Below are 26,802 nucleotides of genomic sequence, written 5' to 3'. Positions count from 1 at the left end.
AATCGTTTTGCGCTCGCATGCCCGCCGACTCGCGTTCGATCAGCTCCACAGCTTTTTCATTCTCTGCATGAACCCCGACAACCCGCGCGTCGTCTTCTGCGCTTGCGATCGCTCCTCCATTAGAAATCGGGAAGCGATCCGATCGATGCCTTGCATCGCCTCGCTGTTCGGAAAAGCGACCGACAGCGGCGTCTGCCGCCTGACCGCCTTCGAAACGCTGACGTCGTCGGGAATGAAGCCGAGAACCGGAATATCGATGCCGATATATTTGCTGGCCACTTGACGTATGTTGTCTGCGGTCTGCGCGCCCTCTCGATCGTCCGCCACCCGATTGACGACGAGGCGAAACGGAACCTGATGCCCCATGGAGTGCATCATTTTGATCAGAGCGTAAGCATCCGTAATCGACGTCGGCTCCGGCGTCGTCACGACGATCGTCTCCTCCGCCGCGGTGATGAATTTGGTCGTCTCCTTGGACAGGCCAGCGCCCGTGTCGAACAAAATAAAATCGACATGGCCGTGCAGCTTGCCGATCTGTTCGGCAAAATACTCCAGCTCCTGCTCTCTTAGCCGCACCAAATCTTGAAATCCCGAACCGCCGGCGATGAACTGCAGGCCGCTCGGGCCAATCTGAATAATCTCCCAGATCGACTTCTCGCCCTTAAGCAGGTGAATGAGGTTGTACTTGGCAGGCGTCCCCATCAGCACGTCGATGTTCGCAAAGCTGATATCCGCATCGAAGAGAAGCACGCTGTATCCTCGATTTTGCAGCGCCATTCCGAAGTTCAGGCTGAAATTCGATTTGCCTACCCCTCCCTTGCCGCTTGTAACCGTCACGACCTTGGTGGTCTTCGCCGACAGCAAATCCTTGGAATGGACCAAATGACGAAGCGCCTGAGCCTGATCAATCATCGACGGTCTCTCCCAGCAACTTGCGAACGATTTCTTCCGGATCGAACGCCTTGATATCGTCCGGCACCGTCTGCCCGCAAGTGTAATAGGAAATGCGGAAATCGAATTCCTTGACGAGATTGACGACGGCGCCGTACGATTCGGTCTCGTCGAACTTCGTGAGCAGAAGCTGACGGACTCCATACTTCGAAAATTGCGAGGCTACCGCCTTCATATCGGAATACTTGCTCGTCATGCTCAGAACGAGAGTCGACTCCGCCCCCTCCGCCAGTGAGAGAAGGCTGTTCACTTCCGAGACGAACAGCTCGTTGCGATAATTCCGGCCGGCGGTATCCATGAACAAGAGGTCTCGATCGGCCAGTTTATGATAGGCCCGCGTTAATTCCCCGGGCGAAAACACGACTTCGAGCGGCACGTTCAAAATGTCGGCATACGTCCTAAGCTGGTCCACCGCCGCAATTCGGTAAGTGTCCGCCGTAATGAATCCAATGCTGCGACGCTGTCCGAACGACTGATCCGCAGCCAATTTGGCGATTGTCGTCGTTTTGCCGACACCGGTCGGTCCGACGAAATGAACGATGCGCGTCTCCGGTGCGATGCCTTCTCCCTTGGCTTCGTTCAGCCAAGCGAGCAGCACGTCCCGCGCGGCTTCGTAAGCTTGACCGTCCTCCGCGCCCGACTTCAGCCTGGCCCCGACCGCCTCTGCAAACTGCTCGACGTACGCGGGCTCGACGCCTTGCGACGCCAGCCGCTTGCTCCAATTGAGCACGGACTCGGGAATCGAACGGGTCGTCTGCTGCTTCGTCATGATCGTCATCATTTCGCGAAGGGAACGAAGCTCTTGAAGCACCACGGACGTTTCGTCCCGGATCTCGCTGTCGCGAAACGAATCCGGCTTCGGCTCCGCGGCCGCAAGCGCGTCCGACTTCAGCCTGTCGGCGATTCCCGACCGCAGCCGATCAAGCGGGTCGATCGGATTGGGAGCGGCACTCGCCGCCTGCTCCTCCGCCGGCTTGTTCAACTCGATCTGGGTGAGCCGTTCGGCCTGAGGTTCTTTCACAGCGGCGGAAGGCCCGCCGGTGATCGGCTGCCGGCCGCTGTCCGAGAACGGCGGCTGCGTGTACCTCTCCCGAACGGCGTTCGAAGGGATCGGCCTCGCCGCAGATTCGCTTATCGCGGCGGCGATCGCCCTCGCTTCCGGCTTCGGCATGTTCTCAAGCACTCTCGTCAGCGCAGGAGCTCTTGCCGGAGCTTTGCTGACCGTCTCGTCGACGGCCGCGATGACTTCCATTCGTTTTTGACGGAACATGCCAAGAAATCCGCCTACGCGGATTTCTTTCGTATTCAAAATAACGGCGTCGGAGCCGAGCTCGGCACGAATCATCTGCACCGCTTCCGGCACGTCGTCTACTATGTATCGTTTGACCTTCATGCGCTCACCACCCCAACGCTTTGCACTTCGATGCTAGGCTCCAATTCGCTGTACGAGATGACGGGAATATCCTGCAGGCTTCTTTCCAGCAGTTGCCGCAAATACATGCGGATCGTCGGAGAAGTCAGGATAATCGGCTGCTGCCCCGCCTGTACAAGGCGGTTCACCTGCTCCGTCAGCCGCTGGTAAATCGCTTGGGAAGAAGCCGGATCAAGGGCGAGATAGCTTCCCTGGTCGGACTGCTGCACCGCCTCCGCAATCTTCTTCTCTACCGACGGGCTCACCGTTATAACCTTAAGCGGCTCCATCGGCGACGCATACTGCTGTGTAATCTGCCGCGACAAGCTCTGTCTCGCATATTCCGTCAAGACGTCCGGATCTTTCGTGTACTTGCCGTAATCGGCAAGCGTCTCGAAAATCGTCACAAGGTCGCGGATCGAGATTTTTTCCTTCAACAGCTTGGACAGCACCTTCTGAACGTCCCCGACGCCGAGAATCGACGGAATAAGCTCTTCGACCAGCGCAGGATACGTTTCCTTGACGCTGTCGACCAGAGCTTTCGTCTCTTGGCGGCCGATCAGCTCGTGCGCGTATTTCTTGATCACTTCGGTCAAATGAGTGGCAACGACCGACGGCGGATCGACGACCGTATATCCGGCCATTTCCGCTCGTTCCTTCGTTGTCTCGTCGATCCAGAGCGCCGGCAACCCGAACGCAGGTTCCTGGGTCTCAATACCTGTTACGGAATCGTCATCGAACCCTGGACTCATTGCCAAATAGTGATGAATAAGTAATTCGCCGCGCGCTACCGTATTTCCTTTCATTTTTATGACATATTCGTTCGGTTTTAGTTGAATATTGTCGCGAATACGGATGACGGGAACGATAAGTCCCATTTCGAGAGCGCATTGACGTCGAATCATGATGATTCTGTCGAGCAAATCCCCGCCCTGCTGCGTATCCGCCAGCGGAATCAGACCGTAGCCGAACTCGAACTCGATGGGATCGACCTGAAGCAAGCTGATGACGCTCTCCGGGCTGCGAACCTCTTCGATCTGCTTTTCCTCGACGAGCATTTCCGCCTCTTGCTGCTCCCGATGCAAATTCTTCTGCAGCCGATATCCGGCGATAGCCAAAATCGCCGCATAGGGGAGCGTGCTGAGGAGCGGAATCGGCGTGGCAAGTCCGAGCAGCGCCACCGTCCCGGCAACAATGTACAGCAACCGCGGGTAACGCAGAAACTGCTTGCTCATATCGTCGGCCATGTTGCCTTCGGAGGCGGCTCTCGTAACGATGATGCCCGCCGCCGTACTGATAAGCAGCGCCGGGATCTGGCTGACGAGACCGTCGCCGATCGACAGCACGGAGTATGTCTCCAGCGCGGTCATCACGTCCATGCCGTGAATCGCCATGCCCACGACAAAGCCCGCGATCAGGTTGATCAGCACGATGATGATCGATGCGATCGCGTCCCCTTTAACGAATTTGCTCGCCCCGTCCATTGCTCCGTAGAAATCCGCTTCCTTCTCGATTTTCTCACGGCGCTCGCGCGCCTGCTGTTCGTTGATCATCCCCGCGTTCAAGTCCGCGTCGATGCTCATCTGCTTACCCGGCATCGCGTCGAGCGTAAATCTCGCTCCGACTTCGGCGACACGCTCGGAACCTTTTGTAATTACGATGAATTGCACGATGACCAGAATGAGAAACACCACAAAACCGACGGCAAGCTGTCCCCCGGCTACGAAGCGTCCGAACGTCTCGACGACGTGGCCTGCGTCCGCTTTGGACAAAATCAGCCTCGTCGTGGAGACGTTCAGCGCGAGTCGAAACACGGTTGTAATGAGCAGCATCGTCGGGAATATGGAAAAATGAAGCGCATCCTGGGTGTTCATCGCAATCAGCAAAATCATGATCGCCACAGATATATTGATGATGAGCAAGACGTCCAATAGCCCTTTGGGAATCGGAACGACCATCATCAGAACGATGCCGATGACGCCGATTAATATGCTGAGGTCCCTGATTTTCATGACGCCACCCCCACTCCTATTAAAGAGGTTCAATTTTGATCGCGAAGCGTTGCAAGAAGCGGATTCGACAGCCAACATGAATTCAGCCGATTGTTCCGATACTCTTGTTTCTTCTATCTTCTATCTTCGGCCTTTGAGCCGATATACGTATGCCAGCACTTCCGCGACCGCCTGGAACAGATCGGCGGGAACGCTTTGTCCCACTTCCGTTCTCTCGTACAATGCGCGGGCGAGCGGCTTGTTTTCCATCGTTATGACTTCGTTCTGCTTGGCGATCTCCCGAATTCTCAATGCCAGATAGTCCTGACCTTTGGCCACCACCGTCGGGGCGTCCATCTTCTCCGAGTCGTATTTCAGCGCGACTGCGAAGTGGGTCGGGTTCGTAATGATGACGTCCGCGCTCGGCACTTCCTGCATCATCCGCATGAGCGCCATTCTGCGCTGGCGTTCCTTGATCTTCCCTTTGATCAGCGGATCGCCTTCCACGTTCTTGTACTCGTCCTTAATATCCTGCTTGCTCATTCGCAAGTTTTTCTCATACTCGTAACGCTGGTACATAAAATCCCCGATTGCCAGTATGAACAGCAGCACGGCGATAAACAGGCCCAAACGAACCGTCAAGCTGGTGACAAAGGCGAAAATGTCCTGCACGGGCAGATGCGCCAAATCCAGCAGCCTCTTCTTCTCCGACCATAGCACCATAAATACGATAAGTCCGACGCAGACAAGCTTGAGTCCGCTTTTCAGAAATTCGACCACCGTGCGCATCCCGAACAGGTTTTTGGCGCCGTTGATCGGATTCAGCTTGTTGAATTTCGGTTTGAGCGGCTCGGTTGTGAACAGCCATCCGATTTGCACGTAGTTGGCCGCGAACGCGATGACGACAACAATGACGAATACCGGCGCCAGCAGCACAAGCATTTCGATCGCGTAATGATTAAACAAGGAAAGCACGTTGCTGTCGGTAACCTGCATGTTCAACCGATACAGAAACGCGTCCCCGATCAAGGAAAGCAGCTGCCGCTCCAGAAACGGGCCGAGCATAACCAGAAAGCTGATGCAGGCGAGCAGGATCAGTGTGCTTGGAACTTCCGCGCTTTTGGCAACCTGCCCTTTCTTTCGGCTCTCTTGGCGTTTCTTCGGCGTTGCCTTCTCCGTCTTCTCGCCGGAGAACAGCTGCAAATCCATCCTTAGGCGCTTGCGGAGCATGACAACACCTCCCGAATGGCACCCGCGGCGGTCAAGATGAGGTTTTCACAATGGTGAACAACTGTTCGATCGCTTGAAACATCCGATCGAAAATGATTTGAAACAAAGGACCGAACCCAGGGATCAGCAAAATAAGCAGCGCAAGTCCGATCAGCAGCTTTAGCGGCAAACCGATCACAAATACGTTATATTGCGGAGCCGCCCGGGCAAGCAGAGCCAAACCGAAGTCGGTCAAGAACATCGCCACGACGATCGGAGCGGAAATCTGCAGTGCAAGCAAAAAAGTGCTGGCAAACGTATGCGTCAGAAACTCCGTAACGCTGCCGCCGTAATAAATTTGAAATAGATTGTTGTCCAACGGCAACCACTTATAGCTGTCCATTATGGCGGCAAGCAAGTAATGATGGCCGTTAATAGATAGAAATACGAGAATGAGCACCATAAACTTGAAATTTCCCATGATCGGTGCCGACACTCCGGTAACCGGGTCTACGATGTTGGCCATCGCCAAACCCATCTGCATATCCATCAAACCCCCGGCGGTTTGCACGATCGTAAAAAATAGATACGCTACAAATCCGATCAGCAGGCCGGCGAAAACTTCGCGAATAATCGCCAGTATATACGTCGCATCCGCCGTTACTTTCGTATCGAAGCCGACGTTCAAAAATACGATCACCGAAACGAAAAAGCCAAGTCCGATCTTGATGACAGTCGGGAAACTGCGTGACGAAAACACAGGCGCGACTACAAAAAACGCTGTAATTCGACAAAGAACGAGCAGAAAAGCAGGGAAGACCTGCATGATCATATTCATATCAAGTCACCCAATGTATTTCTCTAAATTTCCTAGCAGGTGGGCCGTAAAATCGACCATGATGTTCAAAATCCACGGACCGAAAATCAATAAAGCGAGGAAAACGGCGATAATCTTGGGAACGAAGGCGAGCGTCTGCTCCTGAATCTGGGTCGTCGCCTGAAAAATGCTGACGCTGAGGCCGACGACAAGCGCGATAATCAGCATCGGCGCGCTTACCTTCAGTACGGTAAACAGCGCCTGGCCTGCAAGGCCGATAATAAACTCGGATGTCATTGGCTTCCTCCCCCTTTTGCGCTCGGCCGGTTCAAGGGCTAAAGCTGGTCAGCAGCGACTTCACGACCAAATACCAGCCATCGACGAGCACGAAGAGCAAAATTTTGAAGGGCAGCGAGATCATCACCGGCGGAAGCATCATCATCCCCATCGCCATCAGCGTACTGGCGACGACCATGTCGATCACAAGAAACGGAATGAAAATCATAAAGCCCATCTGGAATGCCGTTTTCAGCTCGCTTATCGCATAAGCCGGAACGAGAACCGTAATCGGTATGTCTTGAAAAGTAGCCGGCTTTTCGGTTTTCGTATACTTCATGAACAGGAGCAAATCCTTCTCCCGCGTATGTTTGTACATGAATTCCTTCATCGGCACCGAAGCTTTCTCCAGCGCGTCCGTCTGGCTGATCTCTCCGGCCAAATACGGTTTAAGCGCCGTTTCGTTCACCTGCGAGAAAGTCGGGGCCATCACGAATAGCGTCATGAACAACGCCAAACCGATCAGCACCTGGTTCGGCGGCATTTGCTGCGTGCCCAGCGATGTGCGAACGAAGCCGAGCACGATGACGATTCTCGTGAAGCTTGTCATCAGCACAAGTATTGCCGGAGCCAAGCTCAGCACGGTAATGAGCAGCAGCAGGGACAACGAGGACGTGCCCATGGGCTCCGAGCCGTCGCCCAGCGTCACCCCGATAATGGGTTCGGCAGAGACGGAGGCTTGCAGCCCCAACAGCAACGCCTGCAACATCAGGAAACTATATGTAATCTTTTTTCTCATCGCTCATCTGTCCGATCTTCGGAACGGTCATCCAGCAGTTCTTCCGCCCGCTGTCTTCTCTCGGAGAGTTGACGGAGCCGGGTTTCCAACGATTTCTCGAAGCTGGAGTCGGAGCCGCCGGATTTGGAGCCCGTCTCCTCGTTCCGCAAATTGTTGCGTTCGGTCCACTTGCGAAGCCATTCCGGCAGAGCCGGTCCCGTATCGGCCAATCCGGCTTCATGTTCCGCCAGCAAGGCGTCCACGATGTCCGAATCGGTGATCGCTTCCAGCAGCGTAATGTTCTCGCCGACGCCGAGCACGTATATCCGCCCGTTCCATTCCACGATTTGCATCGACTTGTTCGTGCCTAGAGGAAATCCTCCAAGCGAGCGCAGCGAGCGGTTCATCCCCCACCCTCTGCCTCGCTTTGCCAGAAACCGCAAAACAAACACGATCAAGCCGATGATCAGTCCGAGAACAGCAAGCACCTTGAACAAGTCCCATACCGAACCCCACGACGACACATCCGGCAATTCATCGGCAAGCCCGTAGGTTCGCATAAGCTTCAACGCTCCCGACTTCGCTTAACCGAGCGTTTTTTTGATCGCTTCAATAACGCGGTCCGCTTGGAACGGCTTAACGATGAAGTCTTTAGCGCCCGCTTGAATTGCATCGATAACCATCGCTTGCTGACCCATCGCCGAGCACATGATCACTTTTGCGTTGGAGTCCAACTTGCGAATCTCTTTAAGCGCCGCAATACCGTCCATTTCAGGCATCGTAATGTCCATCGTGATCAAGTCCGGCGTCAGTTCCTTGAACTTTTCTACCGCTTGCGCGCCGTCCTGCGCCTCTCCTACTACCTCGTACCCGTTCTTCGTTAAAATATCTCTGATCATCATGCGCATAAATGCTGCGTCGTCAACGATGAGAATGCGGTTTGCCATTTCTGTTTCCTCCCGATTAGCTTATTGGATTTTTTGGACGCGGTCCCATTGACTGACGATATCGGTAACGCGTACTCCGAAATTTTCGTCAATGACAACGACCTCGCCTTTGGCGATCAATTTGTTGTTAACCAAGATGTCGACGGGTTCGCCGGCCAGCTTGTCCAGCTCGATAATCGAGCCCTGGGACAGCTCCAAAATATCCTTAATCTGCTTCTTCGTACGCCCGAGCTCCACCGTAACCTTTAAGGGAATGTCGAGCAGCAGATTAAGATTCGTTTCGTCCGCCTGCGCGTATCCGCCGCCTTGGAAGTTGGCGAACTGAACCGGATTGACGTTGACGTTCCGATTCATGCCGCCTCCGCCCAGAGACTGCGGGTGGCTCGGCATCGGCGCTCCATAACCGGGCGGCACGGCAGCCATCGGCGGAGCTTGATGCATCGGCGGTGGCGTAGGAGCCTGCGGCGGCGGTGTCGGCGCAGGCGCCGAGTGCGCAGCCGGTTGGGCCGGTGCCGCCGGAGGCGCTACCGCAGGCTGCGGAACCGGCTCCGATACAGTGCCCATCAAAGAGCTTACCAGCTCTTTGGCGAATGGCACCGTGAGCAGCTGCATGATCGAGGAATCGATCAGATCGCCAATTTTCAAACGAAAGGAAATTTTGGCGAATACTTCCTCTTGCGGCAAATTGCTGACGCCGGAGTTGTTCTTCACATCCATAATATCGATGCCCGGAGGAGAAATATTGACCATCCGGTTAAAGATCGTCGACATCGAAGTCGCCGACGAGCCCATCATCTGGTTCATCGCTTCCTGGACGGCGCTAATGTGAATTTCATTTAATTCCTCGGTCGTTACATTGCCTTCGCCGCCCAACATCAAGTCAGCGATCACCTGCGCGTCGTGAGACTTGATTACGAGCGAATTGATCCCTTCGAAGCCGTCGACATAGCTGACGTGAACCGCCACGTGCGGCTTCGGAAATTCGGCCTCGAACCGATCTCTGGCAATGGCGGAGACGGTAGGCGTCGTAATGTCTACCTTCTTGCCGAGCAGCGTCGACAACGCCGTAGCCGCGCTTCCGAACGTGATGTTTCCGATCTCGCCAAGAGCATCCTGCTCGAGCGGAGTCAAGTATTCGTCAATCGACGGCGCAACGTCGGCCGAAGCCGGAGCAGCCGGAGCATCGCTCCCTCCGCCGGAGGATTGGTTAAGCAGCGCGTCGATTTCCTCTTGGGATAAGTAATCTTTACTCGTCATTGATTTCATCTACTCCTTCGCTGACGATTTCATCAATTTGAATCGCCATTTTATCTCGCAGCGTGCCAGGGCTCGCGATAAACTTTACATTATCCCCGACCTTGACTTCAAGACCTTCCGTCGTTTGGCGGTTCAGCGTAATGACGTCTCCAGCCGCCAAATTGAGAAACTCCTGGATGGAAATATGCGAGGAGCCCAGCTCGGCGACAATCGGCAGCTTCGCTTTTTGTACCCGCTGTTCCAGAATGTGCTGCTCTTCGGGAGCGCGCGTCTTCTTCTGCGAGACAAACCAGTGATGAACGGACAACCTCGACATAATCGGTTCGATAACGACATGAGGAATACAGAGGTTGATCATCCCCGTCGTCTCTCCGATTTTCGTGCTGAGCGAAATCAGAGCGATCGTCTCGTTCGGAGATACGATCTGCATAAACTGCGGGTTCGTCTCCAGCGCTTCCATACGCGGCTGCGTGTCGATAATCGTCTTCCAGGCTTCTTGAAGACTATCGAGCGCGCGGCTGAATATTTTCTCCATAATGATCGTTTCGATTTCCGTCAGACTGCCGATCTTGCTCGGGGCGCTTCCGCCTCCGCCCAGCAGCCTGTCCAGCATCGCGAAAGCGACGTTGGGATGTACTTCCAGAACCATGCGGCCTTCAAGCGGCTCCGCCTCGAAAATGTTCAAAATCGTCATCTTGGGGATGGAGCGGATAAACTCGTCGTAAGGCAGCTGCTCGACTTGAACGACGCTGATCTGGACGAACGTTCGAAGCTGGGCGGAAAAATAAGTCGTTAAATATCTTGCGAAATTTTCGTGAATCCGGGTCAAGCTGCGAATATGATCCTTAGAAAAGCGGGTCGCGCGTTTGAAGTCGTAAGCGCGAACCTTTTTCTGCGTATCTTCCTTTTTGAGCTCTTCCGCATCCATTTCGCCAGAGGACAGCGCCGCGAGCAACGCGTCTATCTCATTCTGCGACAGTACATCTACCAAATCTCTCACCCCTTTCTCGAGCCTCCGCGGAACGATCGCTCGAACCGCCGGCCTGACTGATGTTCCGGACTTCTTCTATATTAGATAGGAGTCATGACAAATCCTTTAATTCCGACTTTAAGCAGCTTGCCTTCCGTAATCACGGAGTTGATCGAGTTGATCAGTCCTGCGGCCAGCTGATCTTTGCCTTTCGTTCCGCTCATCTCCTCCGGGGTCATTACCCATAGAGCGCGATTGATGATCGGCTTGATTTCATTCTCCTTGATCTTGTCGAACTCTTCTTTAGCCTTCTCGCTGTCGAATTGGAAAGACAAGCTGATTCTTACTATGTAGTCCGTATCTGCCAGGTTGGTGCTAATATCAATTAATTCGGATGTGACCTTGACCATTTCATCCGCAGATATTGGCTCTAATTGCACGCTCTCCGTAGCTTCCTTGACCGCCTGATCGGGATCCTTGTTTTTGTCCCCGAACAGATTGTTCCAGAAGATAAACGCAACAACGACAATCAACGTAATCGCCAATAATAGCGAAACGAGCCATGGCAACAATTTTCTCATGACGTAGCTCCCTCCGATTGCGGGTCTGCAGGATTCGTAATCGCCGCCAACACGCCGATACTGCGCAAGTAATGCCGGATCGCCCGGATTACATCCGAAGAATTTTCGATAACAATAAATTTTCTTCCTGTCGTAAGCGTAATGATCGTGTCCGGCGTTTCCTCCACCGTCTCGATCAACAAAGCGTTCAGGTGAAACTTCGTGCCGTTCAATCGCGTGACTTGAATCATCGCTGGGCCTCCCCCAGACCGCCGGGAGAAGAGCCTGGGCTCCTCCCCGGCAGGAAATCAATTACCGTTTCAGGTTAACAACCTCTTGGAGAATTTCGTCCGAAGTCGTAATGATTCTCGAGTTCGATTGGAAACCGCGCTGCGCGACGATCATTTCCGTAAACTCGTTCGTCAAGTCGACGTTGGACATTTCAAGCTGGCCGGAGACGATAGCTCCGGAGCCGGTCTCGGGATCTGAAGCTTGTCCTAATTCTTCCAGCTCTCCGTCAGGATTCGCGTTCGGCGTCATGCGGTACAGGTTTCCGCCGACCTTCTCCAGACCGCCCGGATTAGCTACAACCGTAACGGCGATAAAAACTCCGGTCGGCGCAGCCAAACCGTCCGCTCCGATGGAAATGATCTCACCTGTCTGGGAGATCGAGAACGCCGTCACTTCTTCATCGAGTTGGATGATGCCCCCGCCGGAATCCAATACGAACATGCCGTCGGCGTTGACGAGCTGGCGGTTCGCATCCAGATCAAAGTTGCCGGCGCGAGTCAAGTATACCTGCTCTCCGTCTCCTCCCGGACTGACCGCGAAAAATCCGTCTCCGTCAATGCGCAAGTCCGTCGATTTGCCCGTCGTCATTGCGCTGCCCGGTGTGTGCAGCGTGTCGATCGCGGCCACCGTGACGCCGAGACCGATTTGCTTGGCGTTCACACCACCCTGATCGCCTTCGGCCGAAGCGGTGACGCCCGACATCGACTGACTCAGAATGTCCTTGAACATAACTCGGCCCGCCTTGAAGCCAACGGTGTTCACGTTGGCAATGTTGTTGCCGATGACGTCAAGCTTCGTTTGAAACCCTCTCATTCCGGATACGCCGGAATACATTGAACGCAACATGTAGTGCCTACCTCCATTAAGGTGGATTAAGCCGCTTCAATCGGTCCGCGGCTGCGGGCTTCCTTTGCAGGACCGGCCCTGTTGTTCGTTAGCTGACGACAACGGCGCTGTCGATTTGCGTGAAAATATGCTCCTTCATCGAATGGCCGTCCATTGCGGTTACGACGGTTCGATTCGGCACGCTGACGATCATCGCGATGTCTTGGAACAGCACCAGCGAATCTTTGGCGCCTTTGGCGGCAGCCTGATCGACGGCGCTCGCGATTCGTTCGAGCTGGTCCGGCTGCAATTGAATGCCCCTCTGCTGCAAGCGCTGCTCGGCATGATGGCTGAATTTCAACTGCTGCTGGCTAAGCAGCTCCTGAAAAGACACTCCGTCAGAATTTGTCTGCCTGTTCCGATCCGACGGCCGATGGCCTTGAATCGGGCCCGTACGTCCCGTCGTCAGATGACCGACGAGCATCGGGTTATTCATCTTCCGTCACCTCCGGCTGCTGGCTTTCGCCGGCTCCGGCTCCGTCGTCCTCTGCGGCAGGCTCGGAGATTGAGATCACTTTGTCGATCGGAACGGCCAGATCGCCAACCTGCGCATACTGTACGCCGCCTGTCCAAATGATCGAATCGACCTTGCCCCGCTGCACGATGCTTTCTCCGCCAGCTTCGACGTTGTCCGCATACCATTCGATCTGCTTGCCGATGAGTCCGGTTGCCATTCCCGCCGATTGCTTCAGCGCTGTAATTTCCTTGGTCATGTTCATCATTTGCTCCAAGGAAGAGAACTGCGCCATCTGGGCGATGAATTCCTTATCCTGCATCGGCTGCATCGGGTCCTGGTAACGAAGCTGCGTGACCAGAATTTGCAGAAACTCGTCTTTGCCGAGCTGCTTGACCGGTTCTCTAGCGGCGGCCTGTACGTTCTGGGCCGAATAATACGGCCAAATGTTCTTAGTGCCGCCGACGCTGTCAGCCACATCACTCACCTCCTCTTGCTCCAACGCTATGCCGTTACGTTAATCGAGCTTCCGTAGCCGATCTCCTTCAACGAAGAATTGCGTTCCAATTCGGCTTCGAATACGGCATCTTCGCCGCCTTCGCCGCCGCTCCGTCCGTCGGAGCTTCCGTCTCTGCCGGATTTCGAATTGCGGTGCTCCTGATTCTGAAACGTTGCGCCGCTGGAAGCCGAGGACGGCTGAACGACCTCAAGCCGTTCTACCTGCAATCCCTGTCCGCTTAGCGAAGCTCTGAGCTGCGCCATCTGGTTTTCCAGCATTTCTCTTGCCGCCGGACTGTCCGCGATAAACTGTGCGGTCAGCACTCCGTTGTTCATGACGATGCGAATGTCCACTTGCCCGAGATGCTCTGGAGTCAGCTTCAGCTTCGCCTCGGATATTCCGTTTCCTTGCGTCAGTTGGAATTGCTTGACCAAGTATTTGCCAATCTGGTCGGCGAATTGCTGAACCGGAACCGGATTCGGAACCGGAGCTGTCGCTTTGGCAGAGGCGCTGTCCACGTTGGACAACCGGTCGTTCTGCAGCAGCGTCCATATCGGTTTGGATTCCTGCGAGCCCGTCTGTTCGGCGGCGTCGCTTGCCGGTGCTGCTGTCTGCTCACCCGTTTCGGAAGCATCCGCAGCTGCGGACATCTGGAAACGCCACACCGGATCGCGAAGCGCCTGAGCAGGTCGACGCGTTTCTTGGGTCGTGGACGTCTGTGCGAGAGCTTCCTTAACGCCGGCTGTCTCTCCCGCTGAAGCGTTATTCGCTTTGCCGGAAGCTTTGGCGTTTTCAGCTTCTCCCGTCTTCGTTTCGCGGATGGCCGCGGAAGCCGAAGTAATCGCCGTCAATGTATCGAGAGCCGCTTGGATCCGCCCGCCGATTGCAGGAGCTTGCTCCTCGCCCTCCTTCGCGGATGCGATCGCTTCGGTCAACTGCTTCACGACATCGCGCAGCGATTGGACGATCGGCTTGGACAATTGCGTATCCAACGCAACGTCCACGGTCTGTCCGGCGTCGGACGTTTGCGCAAACGCTGCATTCGCCGTCGGCTGGGCTGTGCGAAGCTGATCCAGCAAGCTTTGCAACGCAGCTAACATCGCCGCAAGCTGCTCCTGCGCATCAGGCGTAAGCTCAGCGCCCGTCTGATCGAGCTGTTCCAGTTGCTCCGCGAGATTCGATAGCATCGCCAGCAGATCCTGCGTTTCGCTTTCGCCGCCCGATGCTCCGACCGTTCCGATGAGCCCTGCCAATCCAACGGGAAGGGACAGACTGCCGCCGCCTTCGCTTGTCGTCGCCGAAGCGTTGCCGCCGTCAATCGCCTGCACGAGGGCGCCTGCGAATCCGCTACCGCCTTCGGAGGAACCTTGAGCCGCTCCCGTAGCCGAAGCCAACGCTTTGCCCGCTGCGGAAGGCGCGGATGAAATCATCATGTTCATCTTGTTCTCACCTCCTTTCGCAAATCGATCGTTACGGGTTTGCCGGCATCAGCTTGCTGACCAAGCTAGCCGCGGCTTTCTTGTCCAGCGTGGACAGTTCGTTAAGCACTTTGGCCCGCGCTTCATTATCAAGCGCATCCAGAATACGCAAAGCTTTGCTCTGGCTTGTCTTCGACATCTGCAGCAGCAGCTCCGCCGCTTTCTTCGAATCCATGCTGGAGAAGGTGCGATTCAATTCCGCCGTATCCAGTGCGGCGGTCGTGTCCACCGGACGGCTTTCCAGCTCCTTGATTCGCGACTGCAGCGCAGCGATCTCCCGATCGTCCACCGTTTCGGAATCCTTTAGCTTCACCGTTACGTCGGCCGCCCGCTTCGGAGTCATTCGCTGCATCACGCGTCCGCGCTCGGCTTCCGTCATCGCCCCCAGTACGAGAGCCGACTCCTCCAGCGTCATGCTTTCCAGAATCGGAGCCGCTTTGCTCGGAGTCATTTTCCCATACATGTTGGCAAGTCCTTTAATACGGGACTGATAGGCTTCGCCCGTAATCGTGCGTTCCTCTCCCGCCTTGGACAGCTCGTCCAGCTTAAGCTGCAGCTCGTCCAGCTTTTTCTTCTGTTCTTCGCCAAGCGCCGTCGCTTGCTTCAGCGCCGTTTCCCGATCTGCAAGAAGCGCGTTCAGTTCGTCTAACTTCGCTTTGGCGTTGTTCACTGATAATGTTTCGTCCGTCTGCGTTTCCGGAGTCTGCGGGCTGTCCGGATTCGGCAAAATCGACCGGATCACCGGTATTTTATGGCCGATCTCCAGCGCCGCATTGCGCCAGTCCGCATTGAACATCAGCAGCAATACGCCCAGCAGCACTGCCGTAAACAAAATCGGGGTAATAAAAAAGAGAAATCGCTCGAACCCGCTGTAACTGCTTTTTTCCACATCCGCGCTCGCCACGAATTTCCCTCCCTTCTCCTGCAATCCGGCCGCGGATCTCCATTACCTTCGCGAGGAGGAGGAGGCAGCTCTTACGATCGCGATTTCATCGAGTTCGTTTTGTTCCTTGGCCAAGCGGTCGCGCCTAAAGCGCTCCAATGCGCGGTCGCGCGCGTTCAGCCATACTTTTTCGTCCACCATTTTGTCCGTTAACTGACCTTGACGCTTGCGCACCTGGTCTTCGGCGACGCGAACCCCTTCGTTCTGTCGGCGGATTCTCGCATCGACAACCTGCATATATCGCTCGGTTGCCATCAGCTCGGTCAGAGGCGTCGGCCTTTTGGCGGCAACCAACAGCTCATCCTCCAGACCGCGGCGTTCTTCATGGAGCTCTCTCAACCGCTCCTCCTCGGATCTAAGCTTGCCGAGCGAAGCGGCGTATTCCCATTCGGCCATCGATTTCTCGCTGCCCTTCAAATCTACGATCTTCTGCAAAGGATATCGGAATGACATCGTCGCTTATCCTCATCTCTTGTAAAAATCGATTATGAGCCGCTCCTGCGCTTCCTGCAGCGTCACTTTTTCGTTCGTTCTCTGCTGCGTGTAGTTGCGGATCAGATCGTAGTACTGGATTGCTTTGTCGATCTCGGCGTTGGAGCCGCGCTGATAAGCGCCGATGTTGATCAAATCCTCGGAATCCCGGTAGACGGCCAGCAGTTTCTTAAGCTGTTCGGCGGCGCCTTGCTGATCTTCGCTGACGATGTCCTTCATGACGCGGCTGACGCTCGACAGCACGTCAATAGCCGGAAAATGTCCCTTGTTTGCCAAATTCCGGTGCAGAACGATATGCCCGTCCAGAATGCCGCGCACGGCGTCCGCGATCGGCTCGTTCATGTCGTCGCCATCTACGAGCACGGTATAGAAAGCCGTTATCGAACCCGTCGGCCCCGTCCCCGCACGCTCCAGCAGCTTGGGCAGCGCTGCGAACACGGAAGGCGTATAGCCTCGCGTCGCCGGCGGCTCGCCGATGGCCAGCCCCACTTCCCTCAGCGCCATCGCGTAACGAGTGACCGAATCCATCATCAGCATGACGTTCATGCCGCGGTCGCGGAAATATTCGGCGATCGTCGTCGCGATCAGCGCGCCTTTCATTCGAATAAGCGCGGGCTGGTCGGACGTTGCGACGATAACGACCGAGCGGGCCAGCCCTTCCGGGCCGAGATCCTTCTCGACGAATTCCAGCACCTCGCGTCCGCGTTCTCCGATCAAGGCAATAACGTTAACGTCTGCGGAGGTATTTCTAGCGATCATGCCAAGCAGCGTACTCTTTCCGACGCCCGAGCCTGCAAAAATGCCGATCCGCTGTCCCTGACCGACCGTCAGCAATCCGTCGATCGCCCGAACTCCGACGCCAAGAGGCGTCGTCACTCGCGGACGGCTGAGCGGATTGCCGGGTGCGTTATGCGTGGAATAGTGCGGCATACGCACGGACAGCCTTGTTCCGTCAAGCGGCCGACCGAGGCCGTCCAGCACTTTGCCGAGCAGCTCGGATCCAACCTGCACTGTAAGCGGGCTGCCCGTAGCGACAACGTCGCAGCCGGGGCCAATGGCATGCAGTTCTCCGAGCGGCATCAACAGAACGCGATTATCGCGGAAACCGACGACTTCGGCAAGCACGGGCTTGCCGCCTTTCATCGGATAGATCGAGCAAACGTCGCCGATGCTCGCATCCGGCCCTTCGGACTCGACCGTCAACCCGATAATTTGAATGACTTTGCCGTTGACCCGCACCGGATCGAAATCGCGAAGCGTATCCGTATAACGACCGATATCAAGGAGCGCCATACGGTTCGCCCTCCTCGCTGCGGTGGGCCGCCACTCTTAGCAACTGCTCTCGGATCGCTTCAAGCTGCGTATCGACTCTTGCATCAATGCTGCCGAAAGGCGATCTAACGATACATCCACCTTCTTTAATCGAAGCATCCGGGACGACCTGCAGCTCTGCCTGCGCGTCCAGCGCAAGAGCAAGCTCGTCCTTTGCCGCCTGTACGTAAGCAAACTGCGACGGCGATACGCATAGCACGATAACGCCTTGTTCCTTTCTTCTGGACAACGCCTTCTCGAACAACGCTTTCGACATCTCCGGTGCCTGCTCCAACTGGGATTGCACGATCTTCTCCGCAATTGTGCAGCTTAGCTCGACGAGAAAGACTTCGCCTTCGGTTATGATCGATTCCTTCGCCGCATAGGCCTGGATCACGATCGCCTCGGCCTCCCGTAGCCTCTCCTCGTACTGAAGCTTAAGCTGCTCTTCCGCCTCCAGCGCGCCGGCGCGATAGCCTTCTTCGTGCCCCTGCCTGCTCGCCTCTTCGCGAATTCGGTCGTCTTCCTCGCGGCGCGATTGCCACCACGATTCCGCGTCCCGCTCTACAGCCGCCCTAAGCTCCGCCGCATCGGCTTTCGCCTGCTGCATAATCTGCTCGGCCGTCTGCTCCGCATCGGCAATAATGCGTTCCTTTAATGTTTGAGTTTCGACATCAAGCGTCTGATTTCCTTCGCCATCCATGCCGGAACCTGAAATATTTTGCGAAACGGGCGCGGTTCTCTGAATCAATTCCAATCGCTTTAGATCGTCCAGCGACACGACATGCGAAGATTTGATGAGATTAGACAATGATATCGTCTCCTCCGCCGCGAGCGATAATGATTTCTCCGGCCTCTTCCAATCTGCGAATCGTCGCTACGATGCGGGTTTGCGCCTCCTCTACGTCGCGCAGCCGCACCGGCCCCATGTATTCCATCTCTTCCTTGAACGTCTCCGCCATCCGTTTCGACATATTCCGGAAAATCGATTCCCGCACTTCGTCGCTGGCCACCTTGAGCGCAAGCTGCAAATCGGCGTTTTCGATGTCGCGAATGATGCGCTGGATCGAACGATTGTCGAGATTGACGATATCCTCGAATACGAACATCCGCTTCTTGATCTCTTCCGCCAGCTCCGGATCCTGAATTTCCAGGGAATCCAAAATCGTACGCTCCGTACCTCGGTCTACGCCGTTCAAAATTTGCACGATCGCCTCGATGCCGCCGGCATTCGTGTAATCCTGAGTAACCGTCGAGCTGAGCTTCTGCTCCAACACCCGTTCGACTTGCGCAATGACTTCCGGAGAAGTGCTGTCCATGAGCGCGATCCTTCGCGCCACCTCCGCTTGCTTCTCCTGCGGCAAGGACGAGAGGACTGCCGACGATTGATCCGGCTGCAGGTAGGAAAGCACGAGCGCGATCGTCTGCGAGTTCTCGTTCTGAATGAAGTTTAAGATTTGCGAAGGCTCGGCCTTGCGTGCGAAATCGAAAGGCCGAACCTGCAGCGTCGCGGTCAACCTGTTCAGGATATCCATTGCTTTCTGCGAACCGAGCGCCTTCTCCAATATTTCTTTGGCGTAGGTAATGCCGCCCTGCGTAATATACTCTTGCGCGACGCAAATCTGGTGAAACTCACCGAGAATAAGTTCTTTTTCGCTCGCGTCCACCTTGCGCACGTTGGCGATTTCCAGCGTCAACTGTTCAATCTCGTCATCGCGCAAGTGCTTGAACACTTGCGCGGATACTTCCGGTCCAAGGGTGATGAGCAGAATGGCCGCCTTCTGCCTCCCGGACAATTGAATCCCCTTCGCCACTGCCGCCACCTCTATTCATCCACTAGCCAAGTCCGGAGAAGATTAACGAATTCATCCGGCTTGCGCTTGGCCAAGCTTTCCAGTTGCTTGCGCACCTGGCTTTCGTTCGAAACGTTGTCGATATCGATCGTCGGCATTTCCACGCGCGGAGCGTCTTCGATCGCTGCCGCTTCTTGCGCCGCTTTGCGACGACGATAAATATAGTAGCCCCCGCCTCCGAGCAACGCCAGCGCCAACAATCCCGCTGCCGCCATCCACAAAGTCGAATTCGACGCGCTGCCAGAGACCGCTGCCGTGCCGTCGAAGGATTGCGACAAAACCGAGACGCGTTGCGTCAAAGCTTCGTCCGACAAATCCAATCCCGATTCGTTCAGAAGCACTCTTACATTATTAACAAGCATGCTCTGGATCTCGGCCAGTCTCTCGGGCGTCATATTCGCAGAATTTACGCCGACATTTATCGATAAGTCCTTCACTTTATAAGGGCCGTAGTCGATATTATTAGTAATGCGGTTTACATCGTAGTTAATCGAACTGGAAACCTTCTCGGACGTAGATGAGCCCGAGTTGCCCCCGGACGGATAATTGGTGACGTCGGTTTCTCCCGTCCCCGCTACTCCTCCGGCTTGCCCGTCCTGGCCTTGGTACGTCTCGCTCGTCTCTTGTCGGCCGATTTCGATCCCTCTATTGTCGTTATCCGGCAAGGGCTGCACAAGCTGTTCCACAGACGATTTCTTATCGAAATTCAAGGAAGACACGACGCTGACGACCATGTTGTCCATGCCGACAATCGGGTTCAGAAATTGCTGGATGTTTCTTTTCAGCGTATTCTCGAACTCATTCTGAATGGCGAACTGGGTCTCGTAGATCGCTCCGCCCACTCCGGCTCCTCCGCCCAACTTCGTGGACGGGGTCAGTTCGCTCGTGCTGCTGCTGATCGTAATATCTTGAATTGCCAGATTCGGCACGGCCGATTTGACCAGATTGTAGTAGCTGTCGATTTCCTCTTGCTTCGGCCGAAAGCCTGGCTTAAAGGTGATGATGACAGCGGCAATCGCCTTTTCCTTGTCCGATTCGTTCAAGAATACCGAATCTTCCGGCAACGTTACGAGCGCTTTTACTTGTGCAACGCCCTGCTTTCTGAGCAACAATTGCTGGACCTCTCCGTTGAGCGCATTCCGAAACTTGACGTCAAACTCTTGATCCGTCGTTCCGATCGCCGATGAAGCTTTGCTCAGTTCCGGAAACCCGATCGAGCCGTTCTCGATGAGTCCTTGCGATCCGACCGCCACCTTGACCTTGGAAGCGGAAGCGCTCGGCACGAAGATGCTCGTCCCGGCGTCGCCAAGCTTGTAGCTGATCCCGTTGCCGTCCAGGTATTCCATAATGGAGGCGGCATCGGTGCTGTCCAGATTCTGGAAAGCAAGTTCGTACTCGGTTTTGGTGAATAAATAAGTAAGTAATATGATGGCAAAAAGCAACAAGGCCGCTGTTGAGGCGAGCACCCACTTTTGCGTCTTGCTGTACTGGTTCCAGAAACCGGACAGCTTTTCTCGAACCTGTGCCCACTTCTCGTTCACGATTTCACCCCACCTGCGGTTAGAAGAGCAAAGAAGGCGGAGAACCTCCGCGCCTTCTTCCCTTGATTATGTTTTACTTGTAGTTTCCGCGTCAGGATTACAGCTGCATCCGCATAATTTCCTGATACGCCTCGATGACTTTGTTGCGGACCTGCCCTGTCAGGGAAAGACTCAGCTCCGCCTGCGTAGCAGCAATGATGACCTGATTCTCGTCGACTTCCCCAATCAGAAATTGATCGTTGAGCTTATGTACGTTCTGTTCTTGAGCGGCCACTCCGTCAAGGGCGTTCTTCAGGAACGAAGCGAAGCTTTCCGTCGCCTCCGCCGGCGTCGCCTTTATCTGATTCAAGTTTGGCGCTGTCACTGCTTGAACGGGATTAAACATCGTATTCGTAATCAAGCTAACACTCCTTCAGGTTGATTGGATTCAATTGGCGGCGTTTGCTTTGAACGATCAACGACGTCCCATTTCCAGCGCCTTCATGAACATCGACTTTCTTGCGTTCAGCGCCGTTATGTTCGCCTCGTACGACCGGGAGGCCGCCAGCAGGTCGACTTGCTCCTTCAGCATATCCACATTAGGCATATAGACCATACCGCTCGCATCCGCATCGGGATGCGTCGGGTTGTACACCTGTTTAAACGGCGCGGAATCTTCGCGAATGGACGCCACCTTGACGCCCTGCGCCGACATTCCGTTCAACTGCTGGCTAAGCACGTCCTGGAACTTAGGCTGTGCCGCCTCCATCACGACGACTTTGCGGCGGTAAGGGACGAAGTTTCCGTTCACGTATCCGGCGCGCGTTGTCTCCGCGTTCGCAATGTTGGCCGAAATGACGTCCATACGCAGCCGTTGGGCCGTTAGCGCGGAAGCGCTGATATCGAATCCTCCGAGCTTCATTCGTTACGCACTCCCTTGAATTCCGATTCTCATCATCTTTGCTTCATGATTGACCTGCTGCGTCATCAGATTGTATCTGAGCTGGTTCTCCGCAAGGAGCGCCATTTCTTTCTCTACATCTACGTTATTTTTGTTATTGTTGATTGCCGTCGATTCGTCCGTTACAACTCTTGGCGCCGGCAACGGGTAAGCTCCGTTAATCGGAAAATGTCGAGGGTCGGTCGGCTTGCTCGCAAATGCGCGCGTCCCCTGCGCTCCGATCGCTTGCGTCAGCAGCTCTTCGAATACGACATCGGATCGCTTGAAATATGGCGTATCGTTATTGGCAATATTGTTGGACAGCACGCGTTGTCTCATCGCCGCGGCCTGGATGGCGTTCTCCAAGCGCAGAAATGATGCGCCGCTTAACAACTCCATCATTAGTCGCCCCTATTCATGAGATAATCTTCATTTTTCTTCATTTTTCGCACTCAATCGCATTTCGCTTTGACTTATTTCCACGCAAATCTCTTAAATTCCTGCTTGAAGCGACAATACTTTTGCTCATTCTACAAAAAAAGAATCGCAATCCGACATAATTAGAATTTTCTAAGATACATCATCTACGACAACGCTGTGCGTGACAATAAGAAAAAAGCCCTAATCTTCCATTGGAAGATCGGGCTTACTTATCTATTGGCGTCGCGCTTATGCGTTTTTGCGATGCTCCAGTTCCCGCAGAAGCTGCGCATTGAGAATGCGGATATAAGTTCCCTTCATCCCGAGAGAGCGGGTCTCGATCACCCCCGCGCTCTCCAGCTTCCGGAGCGCGTTAACGATAACCGAACGAGTGATTCCAGCCCGGTCCGCAATCTTAGAAGCGACGAGCAGCCCTTCTTTTCCTTCAAGTTCTTCAAAAATCTGCTCAACAGCTTCCATCTCGCTGAAGGAGAGCGAATTGACCGCAACCGTGACGATCGCCTTGCTTCTGGCCTCCGCTTCCCGCTCGTCGATTCTTTCTCTCAGAATCTCCATGCCGATAATTGTCGAGCCGTATTCCGCCAAAATCAGATCGTCGTCTCCGAACGATTCGTGCTCACGAGACAGGACTAAAGTCCCTAATCTGTCACTTCCACCTATGATCGGAACGATTGTGACAATTGCGTTGCCAAAAGCCGCTTCGATCGGCGTCAACGTTTCCTCGTTGGAAGAAACGTTCGCGGCCGTCTCCGAAATTCGCAGCAAGCGATCGTTCGTCTCGGAAGGGAAGCGCAGCCCGTCCGCTTCTTCTCTGCGCAGCCACATCTCGGGAAATCCAGCGGAATGCGCCGAGCCCAGCACCTTTCCTTTTCTGCTCAGCACAAATACATCGCCTTGCATCGTCTCGCGCAGCCCCTCCGCCATCTCGCGGAAGTTGAGAGGCTTGCCCGCCGCTTCCTGCAGCAGCCGGTTAAGCGTTCGGGTTTTCATCAACAGCGTCATGATTGTGCTTCCTCCTAATACGACAAACAAGTACAACGATTCCGCCGTCCGGGGACGGCGGCATCCGTTCGGCTAAGAGCCGTTATAGAATATATTGACTCAAATCGCGATTGCTTGCAATCGTCGATAATTTCTCGCGGACATATTCCGGCGTAATGACCATTTCCTCAAGCTGCAGCTCCGGCGCTTCGAAGCTCAAATCCTCAAGCAGCTTCTCAAGCAGCGTGTGAAGTCTGCGAGCGCCGATGTTTTCCGTATTCCGGTTAACTTCCTGCGCCATGCGCGCCAGCTCGGAGATCGCCGCCTCCGTGAAGGTAACGTTGATGCCCTCCGTCTGCAGCAGCGCCGTGTACTGCTTCGTCAAGGCGTTCTCCGGCTCGGTCAGAATGCGGATGAAGTCTTCGTCGGTCAAGCTGCTGAGCTCGACTCGGATCGGGAAGCGCCCCTGAAGCTCGGGAATCAGGTCCGAGGGCTTCGCGACATGGAACGCTCCGGCCGCCACAAACAGGACGTAATCGGTTTTAACCGGCCCATACTTGGTCACGACCGTCGAACCTTCGACGATCGGCAGGATGTCCCTCTGCACGCCTTCGCGCGAGACGTCGGGCCCTTGCCCGCGTCCTTGGCTGGCGATCTTGTCAATCTCGTCGATAAAGATGATGCCCGACTGCTCCGCCCTGCGCACGGACTCAGAGGTGACGTCGTCCATGTCGATCAGCTTATTGGCTTCCTCCACGATCAGCACCTTGCGCGCTTCCTTAACGGTCAGTCTGCGCTTCTTCCGGCGCTTCGGCAGAAATTGTCCGAGCATTTCCTGCATGTTGCCGAACTGCTCCTGACCCGGTCCGCCTAGCATATCGAGCATGGTCGGCGAGTTGTCCTCCACCTCGATTTCGACGGTCTCGTTCTCCAGAAGTCCGGCCTCAAGTTTAGCCTTCGTGTCTCTTCTCTTGTCCTGCAATCCCGAATCGACCGGATCGGGCTCGTCGTTAGGAACCGAGTTGCCTCCGAACAGCATCTCGAGCGGGTTTTTCTGCGTCTTCGGACGCGCCGGGGAAGGGGCAAGCAGAGCGACCAGCCGTTCATTGGCCGCCCTCTCGGCTTTGTCCTTCACCTGCTCCGTTCGCTCCTCTTTCACCATACGAATCGCCGTTTCGACCAAATCCCGAACCATCGATTCCACGTCTCTGCCGACATAGCCGACTTCCGTAAACTTAGTCGCCTCAACCTTGATGAACGGAGCTTGAACCAGCTTCGCCAGCCGTCGCGCGATTTCCGTTTTGCCGACGCCGGTCGGTCCGATCATCAGAATGTTCTTCGGCACGACTTCATCGCGGATTTCCTCCGGTAGGCGGCTGCGGCGATAGCGATTGCGCAGCGCTACGGCGACCGAACGCTTGGCAGGCTTCTGCCCGACGATGTATTTGTCGAGCTCAGCAACGATTTGACGGGGCGTCAGTGCATCGTTCATGCGATCCTCTCCCTTACGTTTGTCGAATGTAATCATTCTATCTCCTCAACGACCAGGTTATTGTTGGTGAATACGCAAATTTCAGATGCCGTTTCCAGCGCTGCGCGGGCGATGTCGCGGGCTTCCATGGCCGGAGCGTGACGCTTGAGCGCCCGCGCCGCAGCCAGCGCGAAGCTGCCGCCCGAACCGATCGCCAAAATTCCGTCGTCCGGTTCAATTACTTCTCCATTGCCGGACAACAGCAGCATACCTGTGGCGTCGACAACGATCATCATCGCCTCAAGCCGGCGGAGAACCCGGTCGGAGCGCCAATCCTTGGCTAACTCGACCGCGGCGCGCTGCAGGTTGCCGTGATGCTCTTCAAGCTTGCCTTCGAATTTCTCGAACAGCGTAATCGCGTCCGCGACCGAACCGGCAAACCCGGCAAGCACCTGGTTGCGGTACAGTCTACGTACTTTTTTGGCCGTATTTTTCATCACCATGCTATTGCCGAAGGTGACCTGGCCGTCCCCTGCGATCGCGCCTTTGCCGTTATGGCGGATCGCGCAGATCGTCGTGGCGTGGAAACTCATATCCATGGGCTGTTCCTCCCGTTTGTTTTGATCGCGAATCTCGCATCTTTGAAACTTCGCCTAGAGCCGGAAAAGCAGCGGCTTAGGTCTTATACGCAGCCGCTGCTTCATTGGTTACAGAACGGAGCTTGCCCGAAGCTCGGGACGCAGCGCATCGATCGCCTCCAGGGCGCGCGCGGCGATAGCGTCGTTCTTGTCCTTCTTGCTTTTGACGCGATAGCCCAGCGGCGGGAACAAGCCGAAGTTCGCGTTCATCGGCTGGAAATGCTTGAAGTCCGCTGTCGTAATATAATTCGACATGCTGCCCAACGTAGTGTGCTCGGGAAGCGTCAGCGGCTCTCGGCCTCCGGCCAACCGCCCTGCGTTCAGACCGGCGACCAATCCGGATGCGGCCGATTCCACATAGCCTTCCACCCCGGTCATCTGACCCGCGAAAAACAGCGTCTCCCGTCCGCGGAATTGATAGGTCGGATGGAGCAGCTTCGGCGAGTTGATAAACGTATTGCGGTGCATCACGCCGTAACGGACGAACTCGGCGTTTTCCAATCCCGGAATAAGCGAGAATACCCGTTTCTGCTCGCCCCACTTCAGATGCGTCTGGAAACCGACGATGTTGTACAGCGTGCCGGCAGCGTTGTCTTGACGCAATTGAATAACCGCATGGGATTTAGCGCCCGTCCGAGGATCGATCAAGCCCACCGGCTTCATCGGCCCGAACAGTACCGTCTGCTTGCCGCGTTTGGCCATGACTTCAATCGGCATGCAGCCTTCGAAATACATATCCTTCTCGAAGTCTTTCACTTCCGCCGTCTCTGCGTTGATCAGCGCTTCGTAGAAGACGTCGAACTCGGCCTCGGTCATCGGACAGTTCAAATAAGCCGCTTCCCCTTTGTCGTAACGGGAAGCGAGGAACACTTTGTCGAAATCGATGGAGTCCTTCTCCAGGATCGGCGCAGCCGCATCGAAAAAGTAGAAGTATTCTTCTCCGAGCAGCCGCTTGATGCTATCGGACAGCCCGGGAGAAGTGAGCGGTCCCGTCGCGACGACGACGATCCCGTCCTCCGGAATTGCGGTAACTTCCTCGTTCACGACCTTGATGAGCGGATGCTCTCTCAGCCGCTTCGTCACTTCGGCTGAGAAGCCTTCGCGATCAACTGCCAGCGCGCCGCCGGCAGGAACAGCATGCAGGTCGGCGCAGGCCAGAATGAGCGAATCGAGCCGCCTCATCTCCTCCTTCAGTACGCCGACAGCGTTCGCTAAGCCATTCGCCCGCAAACTGTTGCTGCATACGAGCTCGGCAAAGCTCGCCGTATGATGGGCCGGCGTCTGTCTGACCGGCCTCATTTCGTATAACGTGACAGGGATACCCTGCGCGGCGATTTGCCAGGCGGCTTCGCTGCCTGCCAGCCCCGCGCCGATAACCGTCACGGATTGATCTTGCTTCAAAACGGTTGCCCCCACCCCGTCGCCTCCGCGAGCCGCC

The 26,802-nt window shown here is 55.4% G+C and carries 30 protein-coding genes; all 30 read right to left on the bottom strand.

The window, feature by feature from the left end; all coding sequences use genetic code 11:
• Positions 1-39: 39 nt before the first annotated feature.
• A complete protein-coding gene (locus tag DFP98_RS05435; RefSeq protein WP_116059534.1) occupies positions 40-912 on the bottom strand; it encodes a MinD/ParA family protein in 873 nt (290 codons plus the stop codon).
• The gene (gene flhF, locus DFP98_RS05430; RefSeq protein ID WP_116059533.1) at positions 905-2,344 is read right to left on the bottom strand and encodes a flagellar biosynthesis GTPase FlhF; all 1,440 of its coding nucleotides are present in this window, start codon (positions 2,342-2,344) and stop codon (positions 905-907) included. The genes DFP98_RS05435 and flhF overlap by 8 nt, the downstream gene beginning before the upstream one ends.
• Complete coding sequence (gene flhA, locus DFP98_RS05425) at positions 2,341-4,374, bottom strand: flagellar biosynthesis protein FlhA (protein ID WP_116059532.1); 2,034 nt, start codon at positions 4,372-4,374, stop codon at positions 2,341-2,343. The genes flhF and flhA overlap by 4 nt, the downstream gene beginning before the upstream one ends.
• A 120-nt stretch (positions 4,375-4,494) precedes the next feature.
• Positions 4,495-5,583 carry a flagellar biosynthesis protein FlhB gene (gene flhB / locus DFP98_RS05420; protein ID WP_116059531.1) on the bottom strand — a complete coding sequence of 363 codons (1,089 nt, stop codon included), beginning with the start codon at positions 5,581-5,583 and terminating at the stop codon, positions 4,495-4,497.
• 31 nt (positions 5,584-5,614) lie between these two features.
• Positions 5,615-6,400 carry a flagellar biosynthetic protein FliR gene (fliR, locus tag DFP98_RS05415; protein WP_116059530.1) on the bottom strand — a complete coding sequence of 262 codons (786 nt, stop codon included), beginning with the start codon at positions 6,398-6,400 and terminating at the stop codon, positions 5,615-5,617.
• 6 nt (positions 6,401-6,406) lie between these two features.
• On the bottom strand, positions 6,407-6,676 hold the full coding sequence (gene fliQ / locus DFP98_RS05410; protein WP_116059529.1) for a flagellar biosynthesis protein FliQ: 270 nt from the start codon (positions 6,674-6,676) through the stop codon (positions 6,407-6,409).
• A gap of 31 nt (positions 6,677-6,707) precedes the next feature.
• Positions 6,708-7,454, bottom strand: coding sequence for a flagellar type III secretion system pore protein FliP (gene fliP, locus DFP98_RS05405; protein ID WP_116059528.1), 747 nt, complete (start codon positions 7,452-7,454; stop codon positions 6,708-6,710).
• Positions 7,451-7,993: a flagellar biosynthetic protein FliO gene (locus tag DFP98_RS05400; RefSeq protein WP_116059527.1), complete on the bottom strand. Its 543-nt coding sequence runs from the start codon at positions 7,991-7,993 to the stop codon at positions 7,451-7,453. Before DFP98_RS05400 ends, fliP begins: the two co-directional genes overlap by 4 nt.
• Before the next feature lie 24 nt (positions 7,994-8,017).
• Positions 8,018-8,380 carry a response regulator gene (locus DFP98_RS05395; RefSeq protein WP_116059526.1) on the bottom strand — a complete coding sequence of 121 codons (363 nt, stop codon included), beginning with the start codon at positions 8,378-8,380 and terminating at the stop codon, positions 8,018-8,020.
• Between the two features lie 21 nt (positions 8,381-8,401).
• Positions 8,402-9,637 carry a flagellar motor switch phosphatase FliY gene (fliY, locus tag DFP98_RS05390; RefSeq protein ID WP_116059525.1) on the bottom strand — a complete coding sequence of 412 codons (1,236 nt, stop codon included), beginning with the start codon at positions 9,635-9,637 and terminating at the stop codon, positions 8,402-8,404.
• The gene (gene fliM, locus DFP98_RS05385) at positions 9,627-10,628 is read right to left on the bottom strand and encodes a flagellar motor switch protein FliM (protein WP_116059721.1); all 1,002 of its coding nucleotides are present in this window, start codon (positions 10,626-10,628) and stop codon (positions 9,627-9,629) included. The genes fliY and fliM overlap by 11 nt, the downstream gene beginning before the upstream one ends.
• Before the next feature lie 80 nt (positions 10,629-10,708).
• Entirely contained in the window at positions 10,709-11,188 is a 480-nt protein-coding gene (locus DFP98_RS05380) for a flagellar basal body-associated FliL family protein (protein ID WP_116059524.1), read from the bottom strand.
• The gene (locus tag DFP98_RS05375) at positions 11,185-11,418 is read right to left on the bottom strand and encodes a flagellar FlbD family protein (RefSeq protein ID WP_116059523.1); all 234 of its coding nucleotides are present in this window, start codon (positions 11,416-11,418) and stop codon (positions 11,185-11,187) included. The genes DFP98_RS05380 and DFP98_RS05375 overlap by 4 nt, the downstream gene beginning before the upstream one ends.
• A gap of 61 nt (positions 11,419-11,479) precedes the next feature.
• On the bottom strand, positions 11,480-12,304 hold the full coding sequence (gene flgG, locus DFP98_RS05370) for a flagellar basal body rod protein FlgG (RefSeq protein WP_116059522.1): 825 nt from the start codon (positions 12,302-12,304) through the stop codon (positions 11,480-11,482).
• An 88-nt stretch (positions 12,305-12,392) separates the two neighbouring features.
• The gene (locus DFP98_RS05365) at positions 12,393-12,779 is read right to left on the bottom strand and encodes a TIGR02530 family flagellar biosynthesis protein (RefSeq protein ID WP_116059521.1); all 387 of its coding nucleotides are present in this window, start codon (positions 12,777-12,779) and stop codon (positions 12,393-12,395) included.
• Positions 12,772-13,275 carry a flagellar hook capping FlgD N-terminal domain-containing protein gene (locus DFP98_RS05360; protein WP_116059520.1) on the bottom strand — a complete coding sequence of 168 codons (504 nt, stop codon included), beginning with the start codon at positions 13,273-13,275 and terminating at the stop codon, positions 12,772-12,774. Before DFP98_RS05360 ends, DFP98_RS05365 begins: the two co-directional genes overlap by 8 nt.
• Positions 13,276-13,301: 26 nt before the next feature.
• Positions 13,302-14,735, bottom strand: a complete 1,434-nt coding sequence (locus DFP98_RS05355) for a flagellar hook-length control protein FliK (RefSeq protein WP_116059519.1) — start codon at positions 14,733-14,735, stop codon at positions 13,302-13,304.
• A 31-nt stretch (positions 14,736-14,766) separates the two neighbouring features.
• Positions 14,767-15,678 carry a MotE family protein gene (locus tag DFP98_RS05350; RefSeq protein WP_147310131.1) on the bottom strand — a complete coding sequence of 304 codons (912 nt, stop codon included), beginning with the start codon at positions 15,676-15,678 and terminating at the stop codon, positions 14,767-14,769.
• Between the two features lie 42 nt (positions 15,679-15,720).
• Positions 15,721-16,170, bottom strand: coding sequence for a flagellar export protein FliJ (gene fliJ / locus DFP98_RS05345; protein ID WP_116059517.1), 450 nt, complete (start codon positions 16,168-16,170; stop codon positions 15,721-15,723).
• Positions 16,171-16,182: 12 nt separating this feature from the next.
• On the bottom strand, positions 16,183-17,502 hold the full coding sequence (gene fliI / locus DFP98_RS05340; protein ID WP_116059516.1) for a flagellar protein export ATPase FliI: 1,320 nt from the start codon (positions 17,500-17,502) through the stop codon (positions 16,183-16,185).
• Complete coding sequence (gene fliH, locus DFP98_RS05335) at positions 17,489-18,331, bottom strand: flagellar assembly protein FliH (protein ID WP_116059515.1); 843 nt, start codon at positions 18,329-18,331, stop codon at positions 17,489-17,491. Before fliH ends, fliI begins: the two co-directional genes overlap by 14 nt.
• On the bottom strand, positions 18,324-19,334 hold the full coding sequence (gene fliG, locus DFP98_RS05330) for a flagellar motor switch protein FliG (protein WP_116059720.1): 1,011 nt from the start codon (positions 19,332-19,334) through the stop codon (positions 18,324-18,326). Before fliG ends, fliH begins: the two co-directional genes overlap by 8 nt.
• 11 nt (positions 19,335-19,345) lie before the next feature.
• Positions 19,346-20,914, bottom strand: coding sequence for a flagellar basal-body MS-ring/collar protein FliF (fliF, locus tag DFP98_RS05325; protein WP_116059514.1), 1,569 nt, complete (start codon positions 20,912-20,914; stop codon positions 19,346-19,348).
• Between the two features lie 97 nt (positions 20,915-21,011).
• Positions 21,012-21,314 carry a flagellar hook-basal body complex protein FliE gene (fliE, locus tag DFP98_RS05320; protein WP_371822868.1) on the bottom strand — a complete coding sequence of 101 codons (303 nt, stop codon included), beginning with the start codon at positions 21,312-21,314 and terminating at the stop codon, positions 21,012-21,014.
• A gap of 54 nt (positions 21,315-21,368) precedes the next feature.
• Positions 21,369-21,815, bottom strand: a complete 447-nt coding sequence (gene flgC, locus DFP98_RS05315) for a flagellar basal body rod protein FlgC (protein ID WP_116059513.1) — start codon at positions 21,813-21,815, stop codon at positions 21,369-21,371.
• Positions 21,816-21,818: 3 nt separating this feature from the next.
• A complete protein-coding gene (gene flgB / locus DFP98_RS05310) occupies positions 21,819-22,235 on the bottom strand; it encodes a flagellar basal body rod protein FlgB (protein ID WP_342772460.1) in 417 nt (138 codons plus the stop codon).
• A 267-nt stretch (positions 22,236-22,502) separates the two neighbouring features.
• Positions 22,503-23,276 (bottom strand): GTP-sensing pleiotropic transcriptional regulator CodY, encoded by a 774-nt coding sequence (codY, locus tag DFP98_RS05305; RefSeq protein ID WP_116059511.1) that lies wholly within the window; start codon positions 23,274-23,276, stop codon positions 22,503-22,505.
• Between the two features lie 82 nt (positions 23,277-23,358).
• A complete protein-coding gene (hslU, locus tag DFP98_RS05300) occupies positions 23,359-24,747 on the bottom strand; it encodes an ATP-dependent protease ATPase subunit HslU (RefSeq protein WP_116059718.1) in 1,389 nt (462 codons plus the stop codon).
• Between the two features lie 32 nt (positions 24,748-24,779).
• Positions 24,780-25,325 (bottom strand): ATP-dependent protease subunit HslV, encoded by a 546-nt coding sequence (gene hslV / locus DFP98_RS05295; protein WP_116059510.1) that lies wholly within the window; start codon positions 25,323-25,325, stop codon positions 24,780-24,782.
• A 108-nt stretch (positions 25,326-25,433) separates the two neighbouring features.
• Positions 25,434-26,765, bottom strand: coding sequence for an FADH(2)-oxidizing methylenetetrahydrofolate--tRNA-(uracil(54)-C(5))-methyltransferase TrmFO (gene trmFO / locus DFP98_RS05290; RefSeq protein WP_116059717.1), 1,332 nt, complete (start codon positions 26,763-26,765; stop codon positions 25,434-25,436).
• Between the last annotated feature and the right edge of the window lie 37 nt (positions 26,766-26,802).

The sequence above is a fragment of the Cohnella phaseoli genome, from assembly GCF_003386235.1.
GTDB classification, from domain to species: domain Bacteria; phylum Bacillota; class Bacilli; order Paenibacillales; family Paenibacillaceae; genus Cohnella; species Cohnella phaseoli.
This window is presented reverse-complemented; position numbering and strand designations above follow the sequence as displayed.